At 71.3% G+C, this 25307-nt stretch carries 27 protein-coding genes; 18 read left to right on the top strand and 9 right to left on the bottom strand.

Annotated features, from left to right (window positions below):
- Positions 1-286: 286 nt before the first annotated feature.
- The 3 genes from ACF08F_RS37555 to ACF08F_RS37545 are packed head-to-tail and all read right to left on the bottom strand — an operon-like array spanning position 287 to position 3731.
- Positions 287-997: an ATP-binding cassette domain-containing protein gene (locus ACF08F_RS37555; protein WP_392303052.1), complete on the bottom strand. Its 711-nt coding sequence runs from the start codon at positions 995-997 to the stop codon at positions 287-289.
- Entirely contained in the window at positions 985-2817 is a 1833-nt protein-coding gene (pstC, locus tag ACF08F_RS37550) for a phosphate ABC transporter permease subunit PstC (protein ID WP_392303051.1), read from the bottom strand. The genes ACF08F_RS37555 and pstC overlap by 13 nt, the downstream gene beginning before the upstream one ends.
- 2 nt (positions 2818-2819) lie before the next feature.
- Positions 2820-3731 carry a phosphate ABC transporter substrate-binding protein gene (locus ACF08F_RS37545; RefSeq protein ID WP_392303050.1) on the bottom strand — a complete coding sequence of 304 codons (912 nt, stop codon included), beginning with the start codon at positions 3729-3731 and terminating at the stop codon, positions 2820-2822.
- Between the two features lie 721 nt (positions 3732-4452).
- Between ACF08F_RS37545 and ACF08F_RS37540 the strand changes: the two genes are divergently transcribed.
- From ACF08F_RS37540 to ACF08F_RS37515, 6 genes are all read left to right on the top strand, one after another.
- Positions 4453-5703 (top strand): RCCLKC-tail radical SAM protein, encoded by a 1251-nt coding sequence (locus ACF08F_RS37540; RefSeq protein ID WP_392303049.1) that lies wholly within the window; start codon positions 4453-4455, stop codon positions 5701-5703.
- 30 nt (positions 5704-5733) lie between these two features.
- Positions 5734-6996 carry a GNAT family N-acetyltransferase gene (locus ACF08F_RS37535; RefSeq protein ID WP_392303048.1) on the top strand — a complete coding sequence of 421 codons (1263 nt, stop codon included), beginning with the start codon at positions 5734-5736 and terminating at the stop codon, positions 6994-6996.
- A gap of 37 nt (positions 6997-7033) precedes the next feature.
- Positions 7034-8140, top strand: a complete 1107-nt coding sequence (locus ACF08F_RS37530) for a GTP-binding protein (RefSeq protein WP_392303047.1) — start codon at positions 7034-7036, stop codon at positions 8138-8140.
- Positions 8141-8159: 19 nt separating this feature from the next.
- The gene (locus ACF08F_RS37525) at positions 8160-8948 is read left to right on the top strand and encodes a methyltransferase domain-containing protein (RefSeq protein ID WP_392303046.1); all 789 of its coding nucleotides are present in this window, start codon (positions 8160-8162) and stop codon (positions 8946-8948) included.
- 128 nt (positions 8949-9076) lie between these two features.
- A complete protein-coding gene (locus ACF08F_RS37520) occupies positions 9077-9412 on the top strand; it encodes an ArsR/SmtB family transcription factor (RefSeq protein WP_392303045.1) in 336 nt (111 codons plus the stop codon).
- Positions 9413-9769: 357 nt separating this feature from the next.
- Complete coding sequence (locus ACF08F_RS37515; protein WP_392303044.1) at positions 9770-10150, top strand: ArsR/SmtB family transcription factor; 381 nt, start codon at positions 9770-9772, stop codon at positions 10148-10150.
- Positions 10151-10160: 10 nt separating this feature from the next.
- Here the strand turns inward: ACF08F_RS37515 and ACF08F_RS37510 are convergent, their stop codons facing one another.
- Complete coding sequence (locus ACF08F_RS37510) at positions 10161-10574, bottom strand: arsenate reductase ArsC (RefSeq protein WP_392303043.1); 414 nt, start codon at positions 10572-10574, stop codon at positions 10161-10163.
- A gap of 87 nt (positions 10575-10661) precedes the next feature.
- Between ACF08F_RS37510 and ACF08F_RS37505 the strand changes: the two genes are divergently transcribed.
- The 7 genes from ACF08F_RS37505 to ACF08F_RS37475 all read left to right on the top strand — a co-directional run bounded on the left by ACF08F_RS37505 (position 10662) and on the right by ACF08F_RS37475 (position 16718).
- Positions 10662-10970 (top strand): ArsR/SmtB family transcription factor, encoded by a 309-nt coding sequence (locus ACF08F_RS37505; protein ID WP_392303042.1) that lies wholly within the window; start codon positions 10662-10664, stop codon positions 10968-10970.
- A gap of 392 nt (positions 10971-11362) precedes the next feature.
- Complete coding sequence (locus ACF08F_RS37500; RefSeq protein WP_392303041.1) at positions 11363-12625, top strand: ATP-grasp domain-containing protein; 1263 nt, start codon at positions 11363-11365, stop codon at positions 12623-12625.
- Positions 12626-12840: 215 nt separating this feature from the next.
- On the top strand, positions 12841-13863 hold the full coding sequence (gene mtnA / locus ACF08F_RS37495) for an S-methyl-5-thioribose-1-phosphate isomerase (RefSeq protein ID WP_392303040.1): 1023 nt from the start codon (positions 12841-12843) through the stop codon (positions 13861-13863).
- Positions 13860-14522, top strand: a complete 663-nt coding sequence (gene mtnB / locus ACF08F_RS37490) for a methylthioribulose 1-phosphate dehydratase (protein WP_392303039.1) — start codon at positions 13860-13862, stop codon at positions 14520-14522. The genes mtnA and mtnB overlap by 4 nt, the downstream gene beginning before the upstream one ends.
- Positions 14523-14546: 24 nt before the next feature.
- Entirely contained in the window at positions 14547-15122 is a 576-nt protein-coding gene (locus ACF08F_RS37485) for an acireductone dioxygenase (protein WP_392303038.1), read from the top strand.
- Complete coding sequence (gene mtnC, locus ACF08F_RS37480; RefSeq protein WP_392303037.1) at positions 15122-15904, top strand: acireductone synthase; 783 nt, start codon at positions 15122-15124, stop codon at positions 15902-15904. The genes ACF08F_RS37485 and mtnC overlap by 1 nt, the downstream gene beginning before the upstream one ends.
- Entirely contained in the window at positions 15897-16718 is an 822-nt protein-coding gene (locus tag ACF08F_RS37475) for an S-methyl-5'-thioadenosine phosphorylase (protein ID WP_392303036.1), read from the top strand. Before mtnC ends, ACF08F_RS37475 begins: the two co-directional genes overlap by 8 nt.
- An 89-nt stretch (positions 16719-16807) precedes the next feature.
- Here the strand turns inward: ACF08F_RS37475 and ACF08F_RS37470 are convergent, their stop codons facing one another.
- Both ACF08F_RS37470 and ACF08F_RS37465 read right to left on the bottom strand, forming a co-directional pair.
- Positions 16808-17320, bottom strand: coding sequence for a GNAT family N-acetyltransferase (locus ACF08F_RS37470; protein ID WP_392303035.1), 513 nt, complete (start codon positions 17318-17320; stop codon positions 16808-16810).
- A gap of 130 nt (positions 17321-17450) precedes the next feature.
- Positions 17451-18569 (bottom strand): permease, encoded by a 1119-nt coding sequence (locus ACF08F_RS37465; RefSeq protein WP_392303034.1) that lies wholly within the window; start codon positions 18567-18569, stop codon positions 17451-17453.
- A gap of 399 nt (positions 18570-18968) precedes the next feature.
- On the opposite strand from ACF08F_RS37465, the gene ACF08F_RS37460 reads away from it, so the two are divergent.
- Both ACF08F_RS37460 and ACF08F_RS37455 read left to right on the top strand, forming a co-directional pair.
- On the top strand, positions 18969-19298 hold the full coding sequence (locus tag ACF08F_RS37460; protein WP_229902042.1) for a metalloregulator ArsR/SmtB family transcription factor: 330 nt from the start codon (positions 18969-18971) through the stop codon (positions 19296-19298).
- Between the two features lie 11 nt (positions 19299-19309).
- Positions 19310-19705, top strand: coding sequence for an ArsR/SmtB family transcription factor (locus ACF08F_RS37455; protein WP_392303033.1), 396 nt, complete (start codon positions 19310-19312; stop codon positions 19703-19705).
- Between the two features lie 66 nt (positions 19706-19771).
- On the opposite strand, the gene ACF08F_RS37450 is transcribed toward ACF08F_RS37455, so the two are convergent.
- From ACF08F_RS37450 to ACF08F_RS37440, 3 genes are all read right to left on the bottom strand, one after another.
- On the bottom strand, positions 19772-20284 hold the full coding sequence (locus ACF08F_RS37450; protein WP_392303032.1) for a GNAT family N-acetyltransferase: 513 nt from the start codon (positions 20282-20284) through the stop codon (positions 19772-19774).
- 37 nt (positions 20285-20321) lie between these two features.
- The gene (locus tag ACF08F_RS37445; protein WP_392303031.1) at positions 20322-21455 is read right to left on the bottom strand and encodes a hypothetical protein; all 1134 of its coding nucleotides are present in this window, start codon (positions 21453-21455) and stop codon (positions 20322-20324) included.
- A 133-nt stretch (positions 21456-21588) separates the two neighbouring features.
- Positions 21589-21951 (bottom strand): ArsR/SmtB family transcription factor, encoded by a 363-nt coding sequence (locus ACF08F_RS37440; RefSeq protein WP_392303030.1) that lies wholly within the window; start codon positions 21949-21951, stop codon positions 21589-21591.
- Between the two features lie 156 nt (positions 21952-22107).
- Here ACF08F_RS37440 and ACF08F_RS37435 point away from each other — a divergent pair, with 156 nt between their 5' ends.
- From ACF08F_RS37435 to ACF08F_RS37425, 3 genes are read left to right on the top strand one after another with little or no spacing between them, the layout of a single operon-like run.
- A complete protein-coding gene (locus ACF08F_RS37435; protein WP_392303029.1) occupies positions 22108-23475 on the top strand; it encodes an NAD(P)-binding domain-containing protein in 1368 nt (455 codons plus the stop codon).
- A 47-nt stretch (positions 23476-23522) separates the two neighbouring features.
- Positions 23523-23990 (top strand): ArsI/CadI family heavy metal resistance metalloenzyme, encoded by a 468-nt coding sequence (locus ACF08F_RS37430; RefSeq protein ID WP_392303028.1) that lies wholly within the window; start codon positions 23523-23525, stop codon positions 23988-23990.
- Between the two features lie 8 nt (positions 23991-23998).
- A complete protein-coding gene (locus ACF08F_RS37425) occupies positions 23999-25216 on the top strand; it encodes an MFS transporter (protein ID WP_392303027.1) in 1218 nt (405 codons plus the stop codon).
- Positions 25217-25307 lie beyond the last annotated feature (91 nt).

The following is a 25307-nucleotide window of genomic DNA, read 5'->3' as shown; positions in this document are numbered from 1 at the left end:
CGAGGAAGACCCGCGTGGGTGTGGCGGCTGCCGGCAGATCGGACATGGCGCTCCCCGCGGTCGGTGGGCTCGTACCCGCCCCCACAAGGATTGTCCGTCAAGAAGCGCCTTCGGGTATCGAGCTCCGTGCGGAGCACGTCCGCATCCGGCCTCTGCCTCACATCACGGGGCGAGGGAGGGCCGGACGGCCCCCCTTCGTGCCCCTCGGTCGTCGGAGTGAAAGGTCGGACGGCATGCGCAGGGTCCGGCGGGTTGCACGAGCGCTCGGACCGCCGCTGCGGACGGCTCAGGCGGTCGGCAGGTCGATACGGACCGTCCGGTCGCAGAGGCGGTCCACCTGGGCGGGGTCGTGGGAGACGAGCAGGACCGTACGGTTGCCCCGCAGGGCTGCCACGGACGCCTCGACGGTGTCGCGGCTCCGCTCGTCGAGGGCGCTGGTCGGCTCGTCGAGCAGGAGTGCCGCCGGTTCGAGGGCCAGGGCGCGCGCCAGGCAGAGCCGTTGGCGCTGGCCGTTGGAGAGGGTCTGAGCCGGGGTGTCCAGGCGGTCGGAGACCTCGTTCCACAGGCCGGCCTCGCGCAGTGCCTGCTCGACGCGGCCGTGCAGTTCCGTCCGGGACGCCCGCACCAGGTGACGGAGGCCGAACAGGGCGTTGTCCAGGATGCTGCCGCCGAAGACCACGGGGGTCTGCGGCACCAGGACGACGGTGCTGCGCAGGCCGGCGTCGCCCTTGCCGTAGCGGACGGGGCGGCCGAGGACCTCCACCTCGCCCTCACGGCGGAGCCCGTGGGGGAGCAGGTCGACCAGGGCGCGCAGCACCGTGGACTTGCCGGCGCCCGAGGGGCCGCACAGACCGGTGGTGGACCCGGTGGCCAGCTCGAAGGTGACCGGTCCGACCAGACGCTTCGTGCCGTCGAAGATCTGGAGGTCCCGGACTCCGATGACCGTCGTGTCGACCTTGGCGTCCGGGGTCGCGAGACCGGTTGTCACATCGTCCATCGTCGGGCTCCTTCGAAGCGGTTGCGCAGGAAGACCGCCAGGCTCAGCAGGCCCGCGGTGATCAGGACCAGGACGAGGGCGCTGCCCCACGCCTGGGCGATCGCCTCCGGGGCGCCCGAGTCCTGCGACAGGGTGAAGATGTGTGTGGGCAGGGCCTGGACCGGAGCGTCGACGATGCCGGTCGGGAGGGCGGGTGCCCCGAAGAACACCGTGGCGGTGAAGATCAGGGGGGCCGTCTCTCCCGCCGCGCGGGCCAGGCCGAGCAGCAGGCCGGTGAGCGTGGCCGGCCAGGTGTACGGGATCACCACGGAGCGGACGTACTGGGAACCGGTGAGGCCCAGCGCGAGCGCGGCCTCCGTGATCTCCCCCGGCATGCTCCGGATCCGGCCCGCGGTGGTGAGGGCGACCACCGGGATCACCACGGGCACCAGGACCACGGCGCCGGCCAGCCAGGAACGGCCCCAGCCCATGGTCGTACAGAGGAGGACGTACCCGGCGAGGCCCAGCAGGATCGTGGGCGTTCCGCCGACGGCCACGGTCAGTGTCTCCAGCACGCGGGCGGTCTTCGCCGAGGCGCGCGTGCCGATCACGATGCCCGCTCCGTAGCCGAGGGGCAGTGCGATCAGGGCCGTGGTGACAAGGAGGAGGAGGGTGCCGAGGATCTGGTCGCGTATGCCGCCACCTGCCGCGCCTTCGGAGGCCGTGAACCAGAAGACCGGGTTGAGCGCCGCGCCGCCGCGGGCCAGCAGGATGCCGAGCATGCCGACGAGGAGTGCCCCCGGCAGCAGCAGGGCCCCGAGCCGGACGACGGTGGTGAGCCGGTCCTTCGGGGCGCGCAGCCACGCGGAGGAACGGCGGGCACGTGGAGCGCGCGCGACCGTTCGTGTGGAGCCGCGGGTTCCCCAGACGGTGGCGACGGCGACGAGGGTCAGCAGGATGATGCCCAGCCCGCACAGGGCCGCGAAGTACGGGCCGGAGGTGCCCGCGAGCATAGGTTCGGGTCCGGCCAGCTTGGTGGTGAGCGTCTGGCCGGGGCGGACGAGGAAGGAGAAGACGTCGCCGAGCGACGCGGGGAGCCGGTCGTCGGCGCGGCCGATGACCATGAAGACCGCGATGGCCTCACCCAGTGCCCGGGCCAGGCCGAGGAGGACGCCGGCCCGCATGCCGGGGCGGGCCTGGGGCAGGACGGCGGACCGGACGACCTCGCGGCGGGTCAGGCCTAGGGAGTAGGCGGCCTCGCGGTACCGGCCGGGTACGGCGGCCAACGCGTCGACGCTGACCGCCACGATCGTCGGCATGATCATCACGGCGAGGACGATGCCGGCGGCGAGCAGGCTGTCTCCGCCCGGCACGTCTCCGAGGTCCGCCACGAACGGCCGGATCACCATGATGCCGATCAGGCCGTAGACGATGGAGGGGACCGCTGCCAGGAGTTCGATGCTCAGGCGCAGCGGCTTGGCGAGGCGGGGCGGCAGGTACTCGGACAGGGCGACGGCGGCCGCCCAGCCGACCGGGACGGCGAGGACCAGTGCCAGGAAGCACACGACCGCCGATCCGTAGATCATGGCCAGGCCGCCGAAGGCGAGGTTCCCCGGACTCCAGGTGGATGAGGTGAGCAGAGCCGTCCAGTCGACGCTTCCGCTCGCGATGCCCGTGACCAGGTAGCCGAGCAGGACCGTGAGGGCGAGGAGCACGGACAGCATGCCGCTGTACGCCCAACTCCACACCCATCCGGCCCTGTTGCCGCGGCCGCTCGCGGGGAGCGGCCGCGGCACGGAGGGTCCGGGCGCCTGGGTGGGGCGCTCCAGAGTGAGACCCATGGTCAGAGGCCCATCTGCTCACGCGTGAGGTAGCCGTGCTTGGGCAGCAGCTTCTGGCCCTCGGGCGCGAGGATGTAGTCGATGTACTGCTTGACGCCGTCCTTCGGCTTGCCGTTGGTGATCATGTACAGCGGCCGGGTCATGGGGTACTTGCCGGAGGCCACGTTCGCCAGGGTGGGGGCGACGCCCTCCAGGGGCACGGCGACCAGGTCGGGGTGACCGTCGATGAAGCCGGTGGACAGCGGGGCGATGGAACCGCGGGTGGACTTCAGCTTGTTGCGGGTCTCCAGGTTGCCGCCGACGACCGCGTAGTTCGCGGACTTGGGCGGGGCCGGCGGCTCGCCCTTGCCGTAGATGAACTTGTCGAGCACCTCACGGGTGCCGCGGCCGGGCTCCTTGTCGTACACGAAGACCTGGAGGTCGGGGCCTCCGACCTCCTTCCAGTTGGTGATCCGGCCCTCGAACAGGCCTGCGACCTGCGCCTTGGTCAGGCCCTTGACCCCGCCGTCGGCCACTTCCCTGGTGATGATGACGCCGACGGCGTCCGCACCGACCTGCGTGGTGACGAAGTCCGTGTCGGGGTAAGCCTTCTGGTCCTTCTCCGACAGAGGCTTGGAGCTCAGTGCGATGTCGATCTGGCCGGTGCCGAGCTGCGAGATGCCGCCGGCAGAGCCGCCCTGAGTGGCGACGGTGATGTTCAGGCCCTTGGCCTTCAGCGCCTCGGCGGCGTCGGAGGCCACCGGGGCGACGGTGGTGGAGCCGCTGGCCTGGATGGCGTCCGAGCCGGCCTTCGCGGAGCCCGCGCAACCGGTCAGGGCGGCGGAGAGGAGGAGAGCGGCGGAGGCGGCACAGGCGCCCTGACGGACACGCCGTCCGGTGAGGCGCGGTGCTCTCCTGCGGATTTCGGTGGACATGAAAGACATGGCGGTGCCTTTGCGGTGAGGAAGGGACGGTGATCGGGGAACGCCGGTCGCGCCGTTGCCGCGTGGATGAGGCGGGACGCCGGGCGAGCCCGCGGGGCGCCGGAAGGGCGGTGCGGTGGATACCGGGCGTGCGGGTGGAGGATGTTCAGGTGGTGCCGTGAGGCGCGCTCACGCGTCTGGACGACGGGTACTCGGCCCGCTCCCCTTTGAAGGGCCTGAAGCATCAAGGCGTCGGTAGCCGCTCACCCGCTGACCCCGGGTGCGGACCGTGATGCCGTGGGCGAACGCTACCGTCCCGGCGTCTCCCTGGCGAGATCTGGTGGAGCGAAATCATCGATGATCGGCGATTGAATTTGGGTCATGCGCCGAGGTGGAAGATGCCCTTCCTGCGTTCGGCCACGAAATCCGCAGTCCGGGTGACCGCCGGTCGAAACCTTCGCACCGGACGGCTCCAAGCTGTGTGAACAACGGGATGCAGGCGCGTGACCGCTCTTCGCAACCAGTCACAGAGGAGGGCGAATCGGGGCAGCCCGTGCCTGTGGCGACGGAGGGTGGTGGGGGCGGTCTTTCAGTCATTCATCGATCTATTGACATACATCGCTCAACGCTGGCAGGGTTCCGGCCGTCGGTCGACAGCGTCGTTACCGACCTGGGCCCTGACCCGGCCCCCTCTCGATCCGTCACGCACCTTGATCACTCCCTGGGGGGAAGTGTGAGTAGTCCCCGTGTTCTGGTCGCCTCCGCGTTCGAAGCGGAGCTCCAGCCCCTGACGTCCGCATGTGCGGCCGCCGCTCTACAGCAGCACGGCGCCGACGTCGTCGGCTGGGACGCGCACCTGCTTCCCGACGCCGTCCCGGAAGGTCCCTTCGACCTCACGCTCGTCTCGGTCCAGCAGTTCGAGGGTCTCGAGCGGGGCATCGCCCTGGCACGCAGGGTCTCGGAGGCGTACGGCACCACGGTCGTGACCTTCGGCCAGTACGCCCAGATGAACCACCGGGAGTTCCTGGAGGTCGCCGACGGCATCATCATGGAGGAGCCGGAACTCATCAGCGAGGAGCTGGCCCGGCTCGCCGCCGGCACCCTCGCGCTCGACGCGGTGCCCGCCCTGATGACCCGCACGGGCATGCGTCCCAAGCCCCCGCGTCGGCGCATCTCGGTCACCAAGCCCGCCCGGGACCTCTTCCCCTCCCTCGTGCACTACCCGGCGCACCACTCGCCGTTCGGCCTGATGGGCAACATCGAGGCGTCCCGCGGCTGCCACCACAAGTGCACCTACTGCTCCGTGTACGGCGCCTACGACGGCGGTGTCGCCGCCTACGACGCCGACAGCGTCCTGGCCGACGCACTGCAGCTGGCGGAGGAGGGCGTCCGGCACTTCTGTTTCATCGACGCCGAGTTCTTCAACTCCCGCACCATCGGCATCGGTGTCGTCGAGCGGCTCGTCGAGGCCATCGGCCCGATCACGTTCGAGTTCACCACCCGCGTCGACCACGTCCTCGACTACACCGCGGAGTTGGAGAAGCTCGTCTCGCTCGGGCTGCGCCGCGTCACCTGCGCCCTCGAGTTCCCCTCCAACCGCATCCTGCGCATCTTCGACAAGCACATCGACGTCGACCACATGCGCGAGGCGGTCGACGAGGCCGAGCGGATCGGCTTCGAGCTGTACCCGACGTTCATCCCCTTCACTCCGTGGATCGAGTACGAGGAGCTCCTCGGCTTCGAGGACTGGCTGGTCGAGACGGGCCTCGCCCGCGTCACCGACCCCACCGCGCTGCAGACCCGACTGCTGCTGTTCAAGGGCTCCCCGCTGCTCTCCTCGCCCTGGATGGAGGACATCGCCACCGTCGACCGCGGCTTCTGGGTCGAGTGGACCCACCCCGACAAGCGCGTCGAGGAGCTCTGGAAGGAGCGCCGCACCGACGCCGAGGACGCGGGCAAGATCCGCTGCTGCGTGAAGTGCTGACCCACCCGCCCACACGAAAAGGACACTGACATGGGTGGATCACCCCGCGTCGTCATCTCCACCGGCCAGGCACTCCCGGACATGGACTGGAGCGGCGAGCTCGCCGGCCTCACCGACTCCTGGCCGTACCTCGGCCCCAGCTGGCTGCGGGCCACGGAGAAGGTGCTCCCCGACGTCCAGCCCTGGCACACCCTCGCCCACCGCGCCCGCGGCGAACTGGCCCTCCTCCCCGGCTACATCCTCACCACCCCGCCGGTCGTCGACCACGAGCCGCGCACCTACCTCGGATGGCAGGCGCCCTCCGGAGAAGAGGTGTGCTGCGGCGCCGAGACCGACGCGGCGCGCAGCGCCGAGGTCGACGCCCTGGGAACCGAGCCCTTCTTCCCGACGCTCCTCCTCGGCTCCCCGCTGGGCTACCGCACCGAGGTGGCCTACAACTTCTGGACGCCGACCCTCATGGGGGCGATCGTCGACAAGCTCGTTCCCGCCGCCTTCGAGGCCGGCATCCGCTGCATCGTCGCCCCCTGGATTCCCGGTCGGCGTGGCAACGACGCCCTCGTCGACGCGCTCGACGCCGCCGGCGCGTCCACCACCTTCTGGGGCTACGAGGACTTCATGAGCCTCGACGCCCCGAACTGGGAAGGACACCTCGCCGCCCTGCCGCTGAAGAAGCGTCAGCGCATCAAGGGCGACGTCCGCCGCGCCGAGGCCGCCGGTGTGACGATCGAGCGCGTCGACGGCACCGACATCCGGCCCTACGTCGCCCGCATCGCCGAACTCACCTGCCTCAACCGGGAGAAGAACGGCGCCGGCGAGGAGCCCGAGCACATCGTCGGGATCCTCTCCGCGCTCATCGACGAAGGCGCGGACGTACGCGCCTACCTCGGCTACAAGGACGGCGCGCTGGTCGCCACCTGCGTCACCATCCGCAAGAACCACCGCCTCTTCCCGAAGTGGGCCGGCTTCGACTACGCGGCCATCGGCGAGCGCAGCGGCATCTACTTCGCCCTCGTCCTGGACGCGCCCGTCCGCGACGCCTACGCCGAGGGGCTTCGCACCGTCGAGTTCGGCGCCGGAGCCCACCAGGCGAAGGCCCTGCGCGGCTGCACCCCGCGCGAGGTCCGTACGTCGATGCTGCTCTCCGACCCGGCGCTGCGGCCGCAGGCGAGCGCCTGGCTCGACGCCTTCGGCAACAGCAGGCGCGTCGCCTTCGGCGCCGCGTCCCCCGCCCCGGCCCAGCCCGCGGGCCTGCCCCTCCTGGGCGGCTCCGGCGACAGCGGCTGCTGCGGCTGACCCCGCCCGACTCCACGACAAGGACGAGAAGGACCACATGATCACCTTCATCCCCCTGACCGGATTCCTCGGGGCGGGCAAGACCACGACCATGACGGCCGCCGCGCTCGCGCTCCAGGAGCAGGGCCGCAAGGTCGCCGTCATCACCAACGACCAGGGCGTCGAACTGGTCGACACCAAGCTCGTGCGCAGCAAGCTCGACAGCGTCGCCGAGGTCACCGGCGGCTGCTTCTGCTGCAAGTTCGAGGACCTCGTCGAGGCCATCGTCGCGCTCGTCGCCTCCGACAGCGTCGACACCGTGATCGCCGAGGCCGTCGGCAGCTGTACGGACCTCCAGGCCACCGTCGTACGACCGCTGCGCCAGTACTACGGCGACGACATGGTCGTCGCCCCGCTGACCACCGTGGTCGACCCGCTGCGGCACCTGGCCTTCGCCCGCGCCGCCGAGCGGGGCGAGCCGGAGTCGGACCTGTCGTACCTCTTCCGCCAGCAGGTCACCGAGGCCGACGTCATCGCCGTGAACAAGCTGGACACCATCCAGCCGGACCGGGCCGAGGAGCTCCTGGCCACGCTCCGTACGAGCAACCCGAAGGCGACCGTCGTCGGTTACTCGGCCACCACGGGTGCCCACCTGGACACGCTTCTCGACGCGTGGGAGGCGCCGGCGACGAACGAGGACGTCGTCCTCGACATCGACTACGACCGCTACGCGGCCGCCGAGGCCCAGCTCGCCTGGATGAACCAGGAGCTCGACCTCACCGCAGCCGGGGACGGTTTCGACGCGACCGCGTGGGCCCGCACCGTCCTCCAGGAGCTGTCCGGCTGGGCCGCGGAGCACGGTGCGGTGATCGGCCACGCCAAGATCACCGTGGAGACGGCCGGCGGCGACTTCGCCAAGCTCAGCCTCACCGAGTCCGGCGCGCAGCCCACCCTCGACCGCGCCGCCGACGCACACGCGCCGGCCGGCCGCGCCGTCGTGAACGCCCGGGTCGCCTGCGAGCCCGACGCCCTGGACGCGGCCGTCACCGAGGCCGTCGGGGCCGCCGACCTGGCCACCGCCGTCACCTCCTCGGCGACCACCCCGGTGTCCTTCAAGCCCTCCTACCCGCGCCCCGTGCACCGCCTCGCCCCCGCCGGCGCCTGACCGAGAAGGACCACCCGTCATGAGCGACACCACCACCGCCGGCAGCCTGCAGGAAGAGGTCCGGGAGTACTACCGGGCCAAGGCCGCCGAAGCCGAGACGAGCGGCGCCTGCTGCTCGCCCGACCCGCAGACCTTCGGCCCCGCCGCGTACGACGAGATCGGCCCCGGCACCGCTCCGGACGCCGCGCTCCTCGCCAGCCTCGGCTGCGGCAACCCGAGTGCCGTCGCCGAACTGCGCGAGGGCGAGACGGTCCTCGACCTCGGCTCCGGCGGCGGCCTGGACGTCATCCTCAGTGCCCGCCGCGTCGGCCCCGACGGCCGCGTCTTCGGCCTGGACTTCCTGGAGGAGATGCTCGCCCTCGCCGCCCGCAACGTCGCCGACGCCGAGATCGACAACGTCGTCCTCCTCAAGGGCACGATCGAGTCCATCCCGCTGCCGGCCGACACCGTCGACGTGATCATCTCCAACTGCGTGATCAACCTGTCGCTGAACAAGCCCGCCGTCTTCGCCGAGATGGCGCGCGTCCTCACCCCCGGCGGCCGCCTCGGCATCAGCGACGTCGTCGCCGAGGACCGGCTCAGCCCGGAGGAGCGGGCCGAGCGCGGCGGACACAGCCAGTGCATCGCGGGTGCCCTGTCGGTCGCCGAGTACAAGGAACTCCTCGACGCGGTCGGCCTGAAGGACGCGGAGGTCGTCTTCACCCAGGAGGCGGCCGACGGCCTCCACGCCGCGATCATCCGCGCCCACAAGCCGGTCGACGGGACCGCCGCCGAACCCGAGTGCGCGCCGGGCGGCACCTGCTGCTGAGCACGTCGTCACACCCGGGCCGTGGCCGGAGCCGAAGCTCCGGCCACGGCCTCTGACCGTACGGCCGGTCCGCCGCTCGCCGCGGCCGGCGCGGCGGCGGTTCTCCTCGTGGTCCGCTAAGGATGCCCATGTCCGAAACGTCGCTCGACCGGGAGACCGTCGAGGAGTACGCCCGCTGGTTCCGAGCCCTGGCCGACCCCACGCGCATCCGCATCATGCGGTACCTGAGCGGTCGGGCGGGGTCCGTGCCGGTGGGGGAGATCGTCGACCATCTCGGGCTCAACCAGTCGACCGTCTCGCACCACCTGAAGATCCTCCACACCGTCCGCTTTCTGACCCGCCGCCGGGCCGGTGCCAGCATCCGGTACGCCGTCAACCCCCGCTGCATCACCGAGTTCCCCAGCGCCGCCGACATCCTCATCGGCGCCCGGGCCCACTGCTGCCAGGAACCGGGATGCGACTGAAGGCCCCTCGGCCGCCGCGGTGAGAGCAGTTCAGCCGGCAGTGAGTCTCGTTGCCGGCTTCCTGTGCCTGCTCGCGGCCGTGATGGCGTGCCGGTAGGTGCGGGCGACGACGTCACCGGCGGCGAAGACGCCCGGCAGGCTCGTACGGGTGGAGGGCGCCTCTGCTGCTCGGGTGCGGCGACGGGACGGGGCCCGCCTCCGCCACCCTCGTCGGCGTCGGCCGTCCCGCCCGTGAAGCCGCGCGAGCATCGCCGCCCATCGGCGCCGATGGCGGTGCGGGTGAACGAAAGGTGAACGCCTGACGGATATCGATCGCCGGACTCGCCGTGCGATCTTGCCTGCTCGTATGGTGTCCGGATGGCAACTCCGTTGGCAGGCATACCGATCGAGGACGTGAGCGCGGAGCACTGCGTGCCCTGCTCCCCGTGGCGGCTGATCGACCGCGACGAAGTCGAGACACTGACCGCGCAGCTGAAGGCGATGGCCGACCAGACCCGACTCCAGATCGTCCACCTCATCGATCAGGCCCCGGCAGGAGAGCTCTGCGTCTGCGACCTGACCGAGTCGCTCGACCTGGCGCAGCCCACGGTGAGCCGTCACCTGAAGATCCTCACCACGGCAGGCCTGCTGCGCCGTGAGCAGCGAGGTACCTGGGCCTGGTTCTCGATCCGCTGGGATGCCCTGCAGGGGCTCAGGGAGCGTGCGTTCCCCCGGGGCGCCGACTGCTCGCCGTTCTGACCGCTCCGGTTCAACGCGTCGGTGCCGCTTCCATCTCCGTGATGAGATCCTCGACGAGACCCTTGATGGCGTCGCGGATGGGGCGCACCGCCTCCACCCCCTGCCCGGCCGGGTCGTCCAGCTTCCAGTCGAGGTAGCGCTTGCCGGGGAAGACCTCGCAGGTGTCACCGCAGCCCATCGTGACGCACACGTCCGACTCGCCGACCGCTTCCGTCGTGAGGATCTTGGGGACCTCCGCGGACATGTCGATGCCGACTTCGCGCATCGCCTCGACCGCCGCCGGGTTCACCGCCGAGGCGGGTGCGGAGCCCGCCGAACGGACCTCGATCCGGTCGCCGGCCAGGTGGCGAAGCCACGCGGCGGCCATCTGGGACCGGCCGGCGTTGTGAATGCAGACGAACAGGACAGAGGGCGTCCGGGACACCTAGGTCTCCTCAAATAGGTTGCTGTACAACGGCGTTGAACATCAGGTGGTTGACACCGGTTGTTCTCGGTGTGCCACGATCAGGTCATGCTGACATCGGTTGACGCGGAACTGCTGAGGGCCCTGGCGGACCCTCTGCGGCTTCGCATCGTGTGCCTGCTCGCCCGTGAGTCGCTGTGCACGACCCACCTCGTCGAGGAGACGGGCGCGCGGCAGACGAACCTGTCGAACCATCTCCGGGTCCTGCGGGAAGCGGGTGTCGTGGAGACCGAGCCCTGCGGGCGCTTCACCTACTACCGGCTGCGTCCCGAGGCGCTGAACGATCTGGCCGCGTTCTTCGGCGGTCTGGCCGAAGAAGGGTGCGAGACCTCCGTCGCCCGGCGGCCTTGCGGTTGAGGGTCCGGTCGCTTCTTCTTCGGAGCGACCGCGCCGTCCCGACGTCCACTCGCCTGTGACCCCGCGGGCCGCGGAACATGATCCGTGCGCGAACGCTACCCCCTCCCCCGTCTCTCTGGCGACCCCTGTTCCGATGGTTTCGCCCTCCCCGCATCATCGATGGGCGCCGATCGATTTGCGCCACCCGTTCGTGACCCGGGGCAGAAGTCCAGTGGTGCAGTGACACCCGACAGGGCGAAGCCTTCGGTCATTCATCGATCTATTGACATACATCGCTCAATGCTGGCAGGGTTCCGGCCGTCGGCCGACAGCGCCGTTGCCGAACCGGCCGCCGGTCCGCTCCGTCGGCCCGCCCCGGCCCCCGACCACACGTCGACGCAAAGGTTCCCGCCATGGCCGCCACGCCCCCACCGCACTCGTCCACCACCGAGGCACCGGTCCTGCTCCTCATGGGCAGCGGCGACCGCCGCTACCGGGAGTACATCGTGGCGGCCGTCTCCCGCCACTTCCGCCTGTGGCTCCTCGACGCCCACGAGCCGAGTTGGCAACTGCCGTACGTGGAGGGGACCTCGCTGCTCGACACCAAGAGCCTCGACGAACTCCTCGCCGAGACGAAGAAGATCATGCAACAGCTCCCCGTCGCAGGGGTCTTCACCTACGACGAGTCCCTCGTGCACGCCGCCGCGCGCCTCGCCGAAGCCCTCGGTCTGCCCGGAAGCGCGCCCGACGCGGTGCTCTCCTGCCGCGACAAGGCGACCACCCGGGCACGGCTGACGGCAGCCGACGTGCCACAGCCGGCCTGCACTCCGGTCGCCACCGCGGCCGAGGCGCGCCGCGCCGCCGACGCGACCGGCTATCCCGTGGTGATCAAGGCCCGCGGACTCGCCGGCAGCCTCGGTGTCGTCCGGGCCGACCACGGCGACGCCGTCGAAGCCGCCTTCGCAGCGGCCAGCTCCGCCAACTGGCCCGGGGTGCCGCGCTACGAGGCCGACGTCCTGGTCGAGGAGTACCTCACCGGCCCCGAGATCAGCATCGACGCGGTCGTCGTCGACGGTGTGTGCACCCCGATGATCGTGGCGCGCAAGCAGGTCGGCATGGACCCGTACTTCGAAGAGACCGGCCACACCGTCGATGCCGCCGACCCTCTCCTCCAGGACGCCGAACTCCTGGACCAGCTGCACCGCATCCACAAGGCGCTCGGCTTCGAACACGGCTCCACGCACACCGAGTTCAAGCTCACCCCCAAGGGGCCGCGCCTCGTCGAGATCAACGCGCGCCTCGGCGGCGACTTCATCCCTCTCATCGGCGCGCTCGCCACCGGGACCGATCCCGCCGTCGCCGCCGCCCACGTGGCCGCCGGGCTCGCCCCCGACACAGCGCCGAAGACACGGAGGACCGCCGCCATCAGGTTCCTCTACCCGGAGCGCGACTGCGAGGCGGTCGAGGTGAACGTCCGCACCGACCTCTTCGGGCCCACCGTGCACAGCGCGGTCGCGACGGCCGGGCCCGGCACCCGGCTGGCCCTCCCGCCCCGGGCGTACATGAACCGGTACGGCTACGTCATCGCCGTCGGCGAGGACCACGGCCAGGTGACCGCCGACGTGGAGGCCGGTCCCACCCTGGTCGAACTGCGGTCGCGTCCCCTGACCGACTGACCGGTTCCACCCTCCAGGGCGTGTCGCGAAAGTCCCGCCTGCCCGACGGCGCCCGGCACGCACGCTCGCCGCGTTGTCGGGATCACCCCGATACATCCAGTATCGGGGCGACCCTCCGCCTTGCGATCGCACGCACCAGACGCCGTCGGGCCCGCCCTTCGGGCGGCCGGCGCCACTTTCGCAACACGCCCTAGGCCCCCAAGGAGCCGCCGCCCGTGAGCAAGCCCTCCGACCAGCCGTCACTGCGCTGGGAAGACCACACGATCGTCACCCTCGACCAGCGCGCGCTGCCCCACGAGCGGCTGCTGCTGCGCCTGGACACGGTGGACGACGTCATCACCGCCGTCACGACCCTCGCGGTGCGCGGCGCCCCCTCCATCGGCCTCGCGGGCGCCCTGGGCGTCGCGCTCTCGGCGTACGCCCACTGCTCGCCGGGCAGCACCGGCGGGCAGCAGGCCGTGCGCGCCGACGCACAGCGGCTCGCCGCCGCCCGCCCGACGGCCGTCAACCTGGCCTGGGCGGTCGACCGGGCCCTCGGGAGGCTCGCCGACGGCCCGGACGCGGTCCTTGCCGAGGCCACCGCCATGATCGAGGAGGACCGGGAGGTCAACCGGCAGATGGTCGCCCACGCGGTCCAGGCCGTACGGGACCGCTGTCCGCAGCGGCCCCTGCGACTCCTGACCCACTGCAACACCGGCCGCCTCGCGACCGCGGCCGTGGGCACCGCCCTCGGCACGATCCTCGCCCTCGCCGACGCCGGTGAGGTCACCGAGGTCCTCGTCGACGAGACCCGGCCACTCCTGCAGGGCGCCCGGCTGACGGCCTGGGAACTGGCAGAGGCCGGGGTGCCGCACCGCGTGTGCGTCGACAGCGCGGCCGCCGCGGCCATGCGTCAGGGGCTCGTCGACTGCGTCCTCGTCGGAGCCGACCGCATCACCGCGCGCGGGGACGTGGCCAACAAGATCGGCACCTACGGACTGGCGATCGCCGCCGCCCACCACGACATTCCGTTCATCGTCGTCGCCCCGGAGTCGTCGTGGGACAGGTCTCTCGCCGACGGCAGGGACATCGTCATCGAGGAGCGCGCTGCCGACGAGGTGACCTCCTTCGGAGCGGTCCGCACCACGCCGCGCGGGACACGTGCGTACAACCCCGCCTTCGACGTCACCCCGGCCTCCCTGATCACCGCGATCGTCTCCGAGCACGGTGTCCACCACGCATCCGAGGTGAGGACATGAGCTACGCGCCGTCCACCGCCGCCGGCAAGCAGACCGCCCAGCAGCTGGCCGACATCTCCCGCACCCTGTACGAGCGCGGATGGATGCCGGGCACGTCCGGCAACATCTCCCTGCGGCTGCCCGACGATCCCGGCCGGGCCCTGATCACCGCGAGCGGCCGGGACAAGGGGGAACTGACGGCCGGGGACGTGGTGGAGGTCGACGCCCTCACCGGCCTGGCGTCCCCTCCCGGCCAGGACCGCCCCTCGGCGGAGACCGCCATCCACGCGGCGGTCTACCGCGTCACCGGGGCCCGCGCCGTCATCCACGTCCACTCCCCGTACGCCACCGTCGTCGCCCACCGTGCCACTGCCACGGACGCCGTCACCTCCGTACGAGTGGAACGCTTCGAGCTGCTCAAGGGACTGGGGCTGAACGACCCGACCTCCACCGACCTGCCGGTCTTCCCCAACTGGCCCGAGGTCGACCGGATCGCCGACGACGTCGCCGGCCATCTCGCCGCCTGCCGGGAAGGCCCGCCCGGGCTGCTCCTGGGCGATCACGGCATCACCACATGGGGCGACTCGCTGGGCCAGGCGAAGAACCGGCTCGAATGCCTCGAGGCGCTCTGCCGGCTGCTCGTGCTCTCCCAGTCCGAGCTGCACGTCTCCCGTGCCTGAAGGACCCGAAGACAGGACCGCACCATGACATTGCTGCAGATCATGCCGGACGACGCACCGGACACCGTACTGCTCCGCACGCGCGACGAGGAGGCCATCGCACAAGCCCTGCGGGAGAGGTCGGTCTCCTTCACCCGCTGGCCGCTGCTCGCACGGGTGACGCCGCAGACGTCGTCCGAGGAACTGCTCGACGCCTACCGGGCGAAGGTCGACGAACTCTGCGCCGACCAGGGACTGCGCCTCGTCGACGTCGCGCGTCTCCACCCCGAGGAAGGAGCGGAGTGGCAGGAGCGTGCGACCAAGGCCCGGTCGACGTTCCTCGACGAGCACCGGCACGCCGAGGACGAGGTCCGGTTCTTCGCCCACGGCACCGGCTGCTTCTACCTGCACCTGGACGACCGCGTGTACGCCGTGGTGTGCGAGGCCGGAGACCTGCTGTCGGTCCCGGCCGGCACCCGGCACTGGTTCGACATGGGACCCGTACCGGACTTCTGCGCCATCCGCTTCTTCGAGAAGGAGGACGGCTGGGTGGGCGACTTCACCCAGGAGCCCATCGCCGAAGGCTTCCCCCGCCTCGACGCGCTGCTCCGGGAAGGCTGATGCCGGGCAGCCGCCAGGACCGGGTCCCCGAGAACGGGCCGCGGGCCGTCGTCCTCGACATCGAGGGAACCACCGGGTCCCTCCGTCACGTACGCGACGTCCTCTTCCCCTACGCGCGTGAGCGGCTCGCTCCCTGGCTCGCCGCACACCGCGGCACCGCGCCCTGGCGGCGGATCCTCGACGCGGTCACCGCCCACACCGGGGAAGCCCACGACGAGGCGAGCGCTCTGAGGCTCCTCGAGCAGTGGGCCGACGCCGACGTGAAGGCGGCGCCGCTGAAGACGCTGCAGGGGCTGATCTGGGCCGGCGGTTACGCGGCAGGCGAGTTGCACGGTCACGTGTACCCGGACGTACCGCCCGCACTGGAGCACTGGCGGACCCAGGGCACAGGCCGCTTCATCTACTCCTCCGGCTCCGTGGCCGCCCAGCGGGACTGGTTCGGCCACACCGCGCACGGCGATCTGCGCCCCTTGCTCGACGGCTACTTCGACCTGACGACGGCCGGCCCCAAGGCGGACACCGACTCCTACCGTGCGATCGCGGCGGACCTGGGGCACGCCCCCGCCGACCTGCTGTTCGTCAGCGACGTCGGAGCCGAGCTCGACGCCGCGGCCGAGGCCGGCTGGCAGACGGTCGCCGTGCGCCGTCCCGACGACGCTCGCGCGGCAGTGACCGGCCACGATGCCGTCGCCTCTCTCACCCCACTCGTTTCCCGACCCGGCCCGGGCAGATCTGCGGCGCCGGTCGACACGCCCACCCAGGAGGACCCAAGCGATGAGTGATCCGTCCGACTCGGCAGCGAAGGCCGACATCGCGGTCATCGGCGGCAGCGGCTTCTACGAACTCCTGGAATCGGTACAGCGCGTCGAGGTCACCACCCCGTACGGCGCACCCTCCGACGCGGTGTCCGTCGGCACCGTGGGCGACCGCAGAGTGGCCTTCCTGCCCCGGCACGGCAGCCACCACGAACTGCCCCCGCACCGCATCAACTACCGCGCCAACATGTGGGCCCTGCGCTCGCTGGGGGTACGGCAGGTCCTCGCACCCTGTGCCGTCGGCTCGCTGCGCGGTTCCCTCGGCCCCGGAAGCGTCGTCCTCCCCGATCAGCTCGTCGACCGGACCGCCGGCCGCGTCCAGACGTACTACGAGCACGGCGCCACCCACGTGTCGTTCGCCGACCCGTACTGCGCGTCGGGCCGAGCGGCCGTGCTCAAGGCGGCGGGAGAGGCGGGCGCCGACGTCCACGACGGGGGAGTGATGGTGGTCGTCGAAGGCCCCCGGTTCTCCACCCGGGCCGAGTCCCGGTGGTACGCCTCGGCCGGCTGGTCCCTGATCAACATGACCGGGCACCCCGAAGCCGTGCTCGCCCGTGAACTCGCCCTCTGCTACACCTCCATAGCCCTGGTCACCGACTACGACGCCGGTGTGGAGCACGGAGAAGGCGTCTCGCAGGACGAGGTGTTCCGTGTGTTCGCGGCGAACGTGGAACGCCTGAAGAGCCTGGTCCTGAAGACCGTCGACGTCCTGGACCGCGAGCGGGCCTGCGCGTGCGCGACGGTGCTGGACGGGATGGACCTGCCCTTCGAGCTCCCCTGACACGACGGGCCGTACGGGCCGCACGGGCCGGAGCCGTACCGATCAGGAACACGTATGCCGATGCCGGTCACCGTGGTGACCGGCATCGGTCATTCGACCACCGGGCTGCGGCGCTCCACGAGCAGGACGTCGCGCCAGACGCCGTGGTGGCGGGCCACGCGCTCCCGCCGGCCCAGGACGCGGAACCCCACGGACTCGTGCAGGGCCAGGCTCGCCGCGTTCTCGGGAAAGACGCCCGCCTGGATCGTCCAGAAGCCCGCCTTCTCCGTGGAGGTGATCAGCGCCTCCAGCAGCGTGCGCCCCACGCCGGTTCCGCGCGTCGCGGGACTGACGTACACGGAATGCTCGACGACCCCCGCGTACGCGGGACGCGTCGAGACCTGCGACACCGCCGTCCAGCCGACCACCCGCCCCTGCTGCCCCAGCGCCACGAACCGGTGCGCCGCGAGCTTGGCGGTGTCGAACGCGCTCCACGGCGGTGCGGTGGTCTCGAACGTGGCGTTGCCCTCGTCGATGCCCCGCTGGTAGATCGCCAGGACGGCCGACGCGTGGTCGTCGGTCATCGGCGCCAGGGTGATGTCCGGGCGCGGTGATGCGGTCATGGGTGCTCCTTGCCTCGGTGCGGTCCCGTACACGGGGTCCGCACGGTGTTCGTCGGCGGGTACGGCGACGCTCCTGCGGCGTCGGGGGTCGCCGCAGGAGCGTGGGTGGGGGGTGAGGAGGAGTACCGGGTCAGAGCAGGGGCAGTGCGACGAGACCGATGCCCATGCTGCCCAGGAGGCCCACGCCGAGGTAGAAGGCGAAGACCTTCGTCTTGACGACGCTCTTGACGGCCACCATGGCCGGGATCGTCGTGATGGCGCCGCCGAGGAGGAAGGTGACGCCCGCCGCCGCGACCATGCCCTGGTCGAGGAGGCCTTCGACGACCGGGATGGCGCCGACGCCGTTGAGGTAGAGCGGGACGCTGATGAGCCCGGCGATCAGGACGGAGAGGACGCCGTCCGTGCCGAGGATGCCCGAGACGACGTCGGTGGGCACGTAGCGGACGATCAGGGCCTCCAGGACGATGGCCAGGAGCAGCCACTTGCCGAGGATCAGCGAGTCGCTGACGATCTCCTTGAGGATCTCGCCGGCGCGCAGGTTCTTGATGTCGCGCCTGACGAGCACACGCCACGGAGTCCCGTCGTCCTCGTCGTCGTTCCGTGCGGCGGTGGAGCAGCCTCCTGCCGCGGGCGCGGGCTCTTGCGAGGCACTTCCACAGCCGCCCTCGGACGTGCCGCCGACGCCGCCGCCACCAACGGTGACCGGCTCGGGGACGGTCGCCTTCGCCGTGGAGCACGCGGTCTCGGGAACGGTCACCGTCTCCTGCGCGCAGGTCTTGGCGGGTTTCTTCTCCTCGGTGGAGTCGAGCAGCGGATCGGCGAACCGCCCACGCCGTTCGAGCGCCAGAACGATGAGGCCCGCGCCGAAGCTCAGTACCAGGGCACCGATGAGGCGGGCCGTGGCGATGGGGATCCCGAGCTGGGCGGCGGACAGCGCGTAGATCTCCGGGTCCATGGAGGGGGAGGCGATCCAGAACGACATGACCGCCGAGAGGGGGACGCCGGCTATCAGGAAGCGACGGATCAGCGGGATCACGGTGAAGGAGCAGAAGGGACTGAACGCTCCGATCGCCGTGACGACGGCGATGCCGAGGACGCCCTTGCGCCCGTGGGCGAAGCTGCGGCGCGCGACCACGTCGATCGACAGACGCTGTACGGCGATCCCCAGGACGATGGCGACCAGGAACCACGGGAGATAGTGCAGCACCTCGAACAGGATGAACCGGCCAAGGGCCAGCAATTCGTCCACAGGTGAACCTCTCTGAGACGGTGACACATGAGGGAGAGCGGCGCCGTGAAAGGACGTACGGGGGACGTGACGAGCCGCGTGGGGAAGCTCGATCGGGCTCCCCTTTATCGAATATCGATGATAGACGATTAATGAGATGCCCGGCAATGGGGATCCGAGGTCCCGCATCCCGTCGAGGGGGCCAGTCCCGCGGTTTCGGTGGCGGCGTCCAGGGCGTGGAGCCTGTTCCCAGGTCGCACCGTGGTGGCGGCCTTGCATGTGGTGTCTACACAGTCGCTCGGGGCGGCGGATTCGGGCGTGCTGATGGCGCCCGAGGGCCTCCCTGGGCTCTCTGTGGGCCCCGTCTGCGCGGAACGAACCTTGCCGTCGCGGGTGGTCATCGAATAACATCGATGGATCATGAGCGGTACGATGAATGCCCAGCTGATCGACCGGAGCACGGCCGAGTCCTACGCGACCTGGTTCAAGGCCCTCTCCGACCCCACCCGTGTGCAGATCCTCAATCTCCTCGCTCTGGCGACCGGGCCGATGAGTGTCGGAGAGATCGTGGACCGGATGGGCGTCGGACAGTCGACGGTGTCCCACCACCTGAAGCTGCTCGCCGACGTGCGATTCGTCCTTCGGGAGCGCCAGGGGACCTCGATGCTCTACTCCATCAACGTCGCCTGCGTGGCCTGCTTCCCCAGCGCTGCCGACGCCGTCATGGGCCGCCCCGCGGCTTCGGCGTGAGGACCGGCCCCTTGACCGAGTCGACCCCGCACACATCCGGTGCGGCCCCTGCCGCCTGCTGCCCACCCCTCGTGACCGCCGCCCTGTCCGAAGCGGACGCCGAGACCATGGCGGCGATGTTCAAGGCGCTGTCCGACCCCGTCCGGCTCCGCCTTCTGTCCAGAGTGGCGTCGCACCCCAGTGGTGAGGCGTGCGTCTGCGACATAGCCGACGTGGGCGTCTCGCAGCCCACGGTCAGCCATCACCTGAAGAAGCTCCGGGAAGCGGGCCTCCTCACCTCCGACCGACGCGGCACCTGGGTGTACTACCGCCCCGCGCCCGGGGTCCTGGCCTCGCTGGGCGTGTTTCTCGCCGACACCGAGAAGGCCGGCACGGAAGAGCTTCCTCTGCGGGCCCGGGCTTCCTGAGCTTCGGCGCCGTTCTGCGGTGGCGTGCCGGCCTTCGGGCACGCGTGCGTCCGAGCTCTCCCCGCGTCAGTCGATGTGCGGGCTGCGGCGCTCCACGAGGACGGTGTCGCGCCAGACCCCGTGGTGACGGCCGACGCGCTCGCGCGTGCCGATGACCCGGAAGCCCGCGCGGGCATGGACGGCGAGGCTGGCGGAGTTCTCCGGGAAGATGCCGGACTGGACGGTCCAGATCCCGGCCGCCTCGGTGGAATCGACGAGCGCCTTCAACAGCGCCGACGCGACGCCGCGCCCCCGCGCGTCGGGGTGCACGTACACGGAGTGCTCGACGACGCCGACGTACGCGCACCGGTCGGAGACCTTCGTGGCGGCCACCCACCCGAGCACCCGGCCGGCCTCGTCGAGCGCGGCGAATCGGTGCTCGGGCAGCTTGGCCGCGTCGAACTGCTCCCAGGTCGGGGCGACGGTCTCGAAGGTGGCGTTGCCCTCGTCGATGCCGGCCTGGTAGATCGCGACAACCTCGTCGGCGTGGTCGCCGGTGAGGGGTACGACGCTGACGGTGCGGGTGGCTGATCCGGTCATGGGGCGGAGTCTCCCAGACGGAGGCACGGGTCGGCGTTCAGGAGTCGATTCCGTGGAGACCCCAGACGTGGAGGACGTCGTGGGTCTCGGACAGCGTCGACCAGACACCGCTTCCCAGCGCCGTCGGCTCGCCTGAGACCGGTGAGGGGTAGTGGATCGGTGCAAAACCGTGCGTGCCCGTGGTGTCGACCACCCAGTGGCGTCCCTGCCCCCACTCCTCGTCGCTCTCGGTGGTCGAGGCGACGAGGGTCGTCTCGTCGAGGAAACCGCCCGCCCAGTCCCAGCAGGCGAGGATCTCGTCCTCGTGGGGGTCGTCGGCGTCGACGGGGACGTCGGGGTGGCGGGGAATCGTCGCCTCGGCGTCCCAGTCCAGCGCCTCGACGACGGCGCCACGAGAGTCCCGTACGGCGAGGGAGTCCTGGTCGTGGCAGACGGTCATGAGCCGGTCGCCCGAGGGGCTGAGGCCCAGCAGGCACAGATCGTCGTCCAGACGGTCCACGGTGAGCTCCTTCCCGTCCCACCGGCCCCAGAGCAGCGGCGCCCCGTCCTGCCCTTCGCCGATGCTCAGCCCCATCTGACGAGGGTCGCTCGGGTGGGGAAGGTGGAGACTGCCGACCGCCGCGGCTTCGGCGTCGGCCCGCGCGAGCACGCGACCGTCCCCGGCGTCGACGACCAGCCACTCGTCGGCCGTGTCGGGGCCCAGCTCGCCCTCGGACAACGGGCCGCGCACGTGCGCCCAGACGAGCCTGCCGTCGGCCGAGAAGCCGACCGAACCGCTCGCGGTGTACCGATGGTCCGGCCGATCGGCGTACTCGTCGTACGCCTCGTGCAGGTCCTGGCACGCGCCGTCCCAGCATCCGTGGCGGACCTCCCAGCGCGTCGCACCCGACGGCTCCACCGCGCGCACGGCATGGACCCCGGCGAAGACGGCCAGACTCGCGTCGGGCGCCACCTCCCACGTCCCACGGTGCCGCGGCCAGGGCGCCGGGAAGCGGACGTCCGCCCCGGTGCGTGCGACGAAGGAGTCGTCCAAGGGCCGGGCCACGATCTCGTCGTCACTTCGCTGGACGAGCATCCGGCGCCCGGGCAGGCCCGCGATCTCGGGCGGACCGGCCTGCGTCAAGGGCAGGAGGGCGGGGACGGTGGCACGGAGCCGAGCGTGAGCGGACAAGCGGATCTCCCGGGGCAGTCGAACTCGGGGAAGAGTACGACGCACTTCGGACATCGGCCGCGCTGCGCGTGGTCGGCGTACGAGCGGCGCCACGCGGCGCGGCCGGTGGCACCCCGGCGACCGTGGGGCCGGGTCAGGCCGAGGCGGCCTTGGTGAGCAGGGCTCCCATGGCCGCGAGGACGGTGGGCTCGACGCGGTAGTAGACCCAGGTGCCGCGCCGTTCGGAGGAGAGCAGCCCGGCCTCCTTCAGCTTCTTCAGGTGGTGGGAGACCGTGGGCTGGGAGACGCCGACGTCGGAGATGTCGCAGACGCATGCCTCGCCGCCCTCGTGCGAGGCGACGGCGGAGAAGAGCCGCAGCCGGACCGGATCGCCCAGCGCCTTGAACATGACAGCGGTTCGCTCGGCCTCCTCGGCGGTCAGCGGCCGCTCGTTCAGAGGTGGGCAGCAGGGCGCTATGTCGGGCTCCAGTACCGGCAGCATCTTCACGTTCGACATGTATCTATGTTGACACATGTCGAACCAAGAGCCCAGGGGTGCGCCCCAGATGCAGGCCCTCGAATTCGATAGATGTCTATGTTGACGCCTGTCGAATCAAGTGCCAAGCTGAAGGCGTAAGAGATCGACAAACGTCGAATCAAAAGGGGAAGAGCCGTGAACGTCACCGCCACCGACCAGCTGCCCGTCGTGGTCGTCGGAGCCGGGCCCGCCGGTCTGGCCGCTGCCGCGCACCTCGTCGACCGGGGCCTGGAGCCCGTGGTCCTGGAGGCCGGCGCCCAGGCGGGGGCCGCTGTGCGGGAGTGGTCCCACGTGCGGCTCTTCTCCGCCTGGGGCGAGGTCGTCGACCCGGTCGCCGAGAAGCTGCTGGCCCCGACCGGCTGGGTGAAGCCCGACGGGGACACGTACCCGACCGGCGGGGACTGGGCGGCCGACTACCTTCAGCCGCTCGCCGACGTCCTCGGCGACAGGATCCGGCTCGACGCCCGCGTCACCGGCATCTCCCGCACCGGCCGCGACCGCGTCGTCGACGCCGACCGGGAGCAGCAGCCCTTCACCGTGCACATCCGGTACGGCGACGGACGCGAGGAGCGCGTCCTCGCCCGGGCCGTGATCGACGCCTCCGGTACGTGGTCCACCCCGAGCCCGGCCGGCGGCGACGGACTCCCGGCCCTGGGCGAGCGCGCGGCGGCGGACCGGATCTCCTACCGCGTTCCCGACCTCAAGGACCCCGCCGTGCGCGCCCGTTACGCGGGCAGGCGCACCGCCGTCATCGGCTCCGGAGCCTCGGCCTTCACCGCGCTCGCCTCGCTCGCCGCCCTCGCGAAGGCCCCGGACGGGGCGGACACCCGCGCGACATGGATCCTGCGGCGCGGCATCTCGGGCAACACCTTCGGCGGGGGCGGCGCCGACCAGCTCCCCGCCCGCGGAGCCCTCGGCCTCGCGGCGAAGGCCGCGGTCGACGAGGGGTACGCGGACGCCGTCACCGGCTTCCGTACGGACGCGATCGAGCGCGACGGCGAGCGCCTGGTCCTGGTCGCCGAGGACGGACGTCGGCTCGACCCCGTCGACGAGGTCGTCGTCCTGACCGGCTTCCGCCCCGACCTGACCTTCCTCGATGAGCTCCGCCTCGGCCTGGACGAGCGGCTCCAGGCCCCCGTCGAGCTCGCCCCGCTCATCGACCCGAACCAGCACTCCTGCGGGACCGTCTACCCGCACGGTGTGAAGGAGCTGGCGCACCCGGAGGAGGGCGTGTATCTGGTGGGGATGAAGTCCTACGGCCGCGCTCCGTCCTTCCTGGCCCTCACCGGCTACGAGCAGGTCAGGTCGGTCGTCGCCGCCATCGCCGGTGACCGGGAGTCCGCCGAACGCGTCGAGCTCGTACTCCCCGAGACCGGGGTCTGCGGCGGCGCAGGCCTCTTCGACCGGCCCGCCGACACCACGACCGACGGCGGCGGCTGCTGTGCGACCCCGGCGGCGCTTCAGATCGGCCTCGGAGCCCCGGCCACCTCCGGCGGCTGCTGACCCAGCCCCCACGAACCCAACCACCCGCCCACAGACGGAGGAACACGATGTCCCGCGTACAACTCGCCCTGCGCGTACCCGACCTGGCGGCATCCGTCGCCTTCTACACGAAGCTCTTCGGCACCGAGCCGGCCAAACTCCGCGACGGTTACGCCAACTTCGCCGTCGCCGAACCGCCGCTCAAGCTGGTCCTCATCGAAGGCGCCGAGAACGAGCACACCCGTCTGGACCACCTCGGCGTGGAGGTCGACACCACCGAGGCGGTCCACGCCGCCACCGCCCGCCTGGGCGAGGCCGGTCTGCCGACGACGGAGGAGAACGACACCACCTGCTGCTACGCCCTCCAGGACAAGGTGTGGGTCCACGGCCCCGGCCGCGAACCGTGGGAGGTGTACGTCGTCAAGGCCGACGCCGGCACCCTGGCCAAGCAGCAGGGCAGCACCTGCTGCGCCGGCACGGCCGCCACCTCCGACAGCGAGGCGGGCGAACCGGTCGCCGCCGGCGGATGCTGCTGACCCCCTCGATGACCGACCTTCACACGCGCGGAGCCGCGACCGGAGCAGGGGACCGGTCGCGGCCCCGCGCCGTCCTGCCCGCGCTCTGCGCCACCCAGATCACCGGCTGGGGCATCGTCTACTACGCCTTCCCGGTCCTGAACCCGCAGATCACCGCCGACAGCGGCTGGTCCACCGGCGCCACCATGGCCGCGTTCTCACTCGCCCTCGTGGTCTCCGGCCTGACGGGCATCCGGGTCGGCCGGATCATCGACCGCAGCGGCCCACGCACGGTCATGACGGCGGGCTCCGTCGCCGGGGTCCTGAGTCTGGTGATCGTGGCCCTGGCGCCGAACCTGCCGGTGTTCTTCGCCGGCTGGCTGCTGGGCGGTTTCGCCATGGCGGCCACCTTCTACCAGCCCGCGTTCGCCGCGCTCACCCGCTGGTGGGCCCCCGACCACGTCCGCGCCCTCACGATCGTCACCCTCGCCGGCGGCCTCGCCTCCACCGTCTTCGCCCCGCTCACCGCCGCCCTGTCCGACCACCTGTCGTGGCGCGAGACCTACCTGGTGCTGGCGGCGATCCTCGCCGCCGTCACGATCCCGGCCCACGCGATCGCCCTCAGAGCCCCCTGGCCCCCGGCGGAACCCACCCCGGCCGGTACGGACGCGAGCCCCGGCGCCGTCGCCCGAAGCCGGCCGTTCCTCCTGCTCACGGTCGCGTTCACGCTCTCGGCCTTCGCGATGTACGCCGTCGTCGTCACCCTCGTCCCCCTCCTGCTCGAACGCGGCTACACCACATCCCAGGCAGCCTGGGCCCTCGGCCTCGGCGGCGCGGGGCAGACCCTCGGCCGCACCCTCTACGCGCCGCTCGCCCGCCACACCGGCACGACCGTCCGCACCACGACGCTCATCGCGCTCGGCGCCCTGACCACCGCCGCCCTCGCCGTCACCCCGGGCCCGTACGGCCTGGTGATCGCGGTGTCGATCGCGGCCGGCATGGTCCGCGGCAACCTCACCCTCCTCCAGGCGACCGCGATCACCGACCGCTGGGGCACACGGCACTACGGCCGGCTCTCCGCGATCCTCAGCGCCCCGGCGATGACGGCCTCGGCTCTCGCACCCTTCGCGGCAGCCGCTCTCGCCGTAGTTCTGGGTGGCTACCCGGAGTTGTTCGGAGCGCTCGCCGGTCTCGGTGCGGCGGCCGCCTTCGTGGCCACGGCGACATCCGTACGAGGCAAGGGCTAGGTGTATTGATCACGAGCGTTGTTGACACTGGTCTGGTCTTGAACATGGCGAAGACCTCCGGTGTGGTGGGAGCTGTCTAGGAACTCACCGC

It is taken from the genome of Streptomyces sp. NPDC015130 (assembly GCF_043080005.1).
In the GTDB taxonomy this organism is placed as follows: domain Bacteria; phylum Actinomycetota; class Actinomycetes; order Streptomycetales; family Streptomycetaceae; genus Streptomyces.
This window is presented reverse-complemented; position numbering and strand designations above follow the sequence as displayed.

What these genes read in the sequence shown, in the direction of transcription:
- ACF08F_RS37555 (WP_392303052.1), bottom strand. Translation starts at nt 997, where the DNA reads ATGGACGATGTGACAACCGGTCTCGCGACCCCGGACGCCAAGGTCGAC.
- pstC (WP_392303051.1), bottom strand. Translation starts at nt 2,817, where the DNA reads ATGGGTCTCACTCTGGAGCGCCCCACCCAGGCGCCCGGACCCTCCGTG.
- ACF08F_RS37545 (WP_392303050.1), bottom strand. Translation starts at nt 3,731, where the DNA reads ATGTCCACCGAAATCCGCAGGAGAGCACCGCGCCTCACCGGACGGCGT.
- ACF08F_RS37535 (WP_392303048.1), top strand. Translation starts at nt 5,734, where the DNA reads ATGGGTGGATCACCCCGCGTCGTCATCTCCACCGGCCAGGCACTCCCG.
- ACF08F_RS37530 (WP_392303047.1), top strand. Translation starts at nt 7,034, where the DNA reads ATGATCACCTTCATCCCCCTGACCGGATTCCTCGGGGCGGGCAAGACC.
- ACF08F_RS37525 (WP_392303046.1), top strand. Translation starts at nt 8,160, where the DNA reads ATGAGCGACACCACCACCGCCGGCAGCCTGCAGGAAGAGGTCCGGGAG.
- ACF08F_RS37520 (WP_392303045.1), top strand. Translation starts at nt 9,077, where the DNA reads ATGTCCGAAACGTCGCTCGACCGGGAGACCGTCGAGGAGTACGCCCGC.
- ACF08F_RS37515 (WP_392303044.1), top strand. Translation starts at nt 9,770, where the DNA reads ATGGCAACTCCGTTGGCAGGCATACCGATCGAGGACGTGAGCGCGGAG.
- ACF08F_RS37505 (WP_392303042.1), top strand. Translation starts at nt 10,662, where the DNA reads ATGCTGACATCGGTTGACGCGGAACTGCTGAGGGCCCTGGCGGACCCT.
- ACF08F_RS37500 (WP_392303041.1), top strand. Translation starts at nt 11,363, where the DNA reads ATGGCCGCCACGCCCCCACCGCACTCGTCCACCACCGAGGCACCGGTC.
- mtnB (WP_392303039.1), top strand. Translation starts at nt 13,860, where the DNA reads ATGAGCTACGCGCCGTCCACCGCCGCCGGCAAGCAGACCGCCCAGCAG.
- ACF08F_RS37485 (WP_392303038.1), top strand. Translation starts at nt 14,547, where the DNA reads ATGACATTGCTGCAGATCATGCCGGACGACGCACCGGACACCGTACTG.
- mtnC (WP_392303037.1), top strand. Translation starts at nt 15,122, where the DNA reads ATGCCGGGCAGCCGCCAGGACCGGGTCCCCGAGAACGGGCCGCGGGCC.
- ACF08F_RS37475 (WP_392303036.1), top strand. Translation starts at nt 15,897, where the DNA reads ATGAGTGATCCGTCCGACTCGGCAGCGAAGGCCGACATCGCGGTCATC.
- ACF08F_RS37470 (WP_392303035.1), bottom strand. Translation starts at nt 17,320, where the DNA reads ATGACCGCATCACCGCGCCCGGACATCACCCTGGCGCCGATGACCGAC.
- ACF08F_RS37460 (WP_229902042.1), top strand. Translation starts at nt 18,969, where the DNA reads ATGAGCGGTACGATGAATGCCCAGCTGATCGACCGGAGCACGGCCGAG.
- ACF08F_RS37450 (WP_392303032.1), bottom strand. Translation starts at nt 20,284, where the DNA reads ATGACCGGATCAGCCACCCGCACCGTCAGCGTCGTACCCCTCACCGGC.
- ACF08F_RS37440 (WP_392303030.1), bottom strand. Translation starts at nt 21,951, where the DNA reads ATGTCGAACGTGAAGATGCTGCCGGTACTGGAGCCCGACATAGCGCCC.
- ACF08F_RS37430 (WP_392303028.1), top strand. Translation starts at nt 23,523, where the DNA reads ATGTCCCGCGTACAACTCGCCCTGCGCGTACCCGACCTGGCGGCATCC.
- ACF08F_RS37425 (WP_392303027.1), top strand. Translation starts at nt 23,999, where the DNA reads ATGACCGACCTTCACACGCGCGGAGCCGCGACCGGAGCAGGGGACCGG.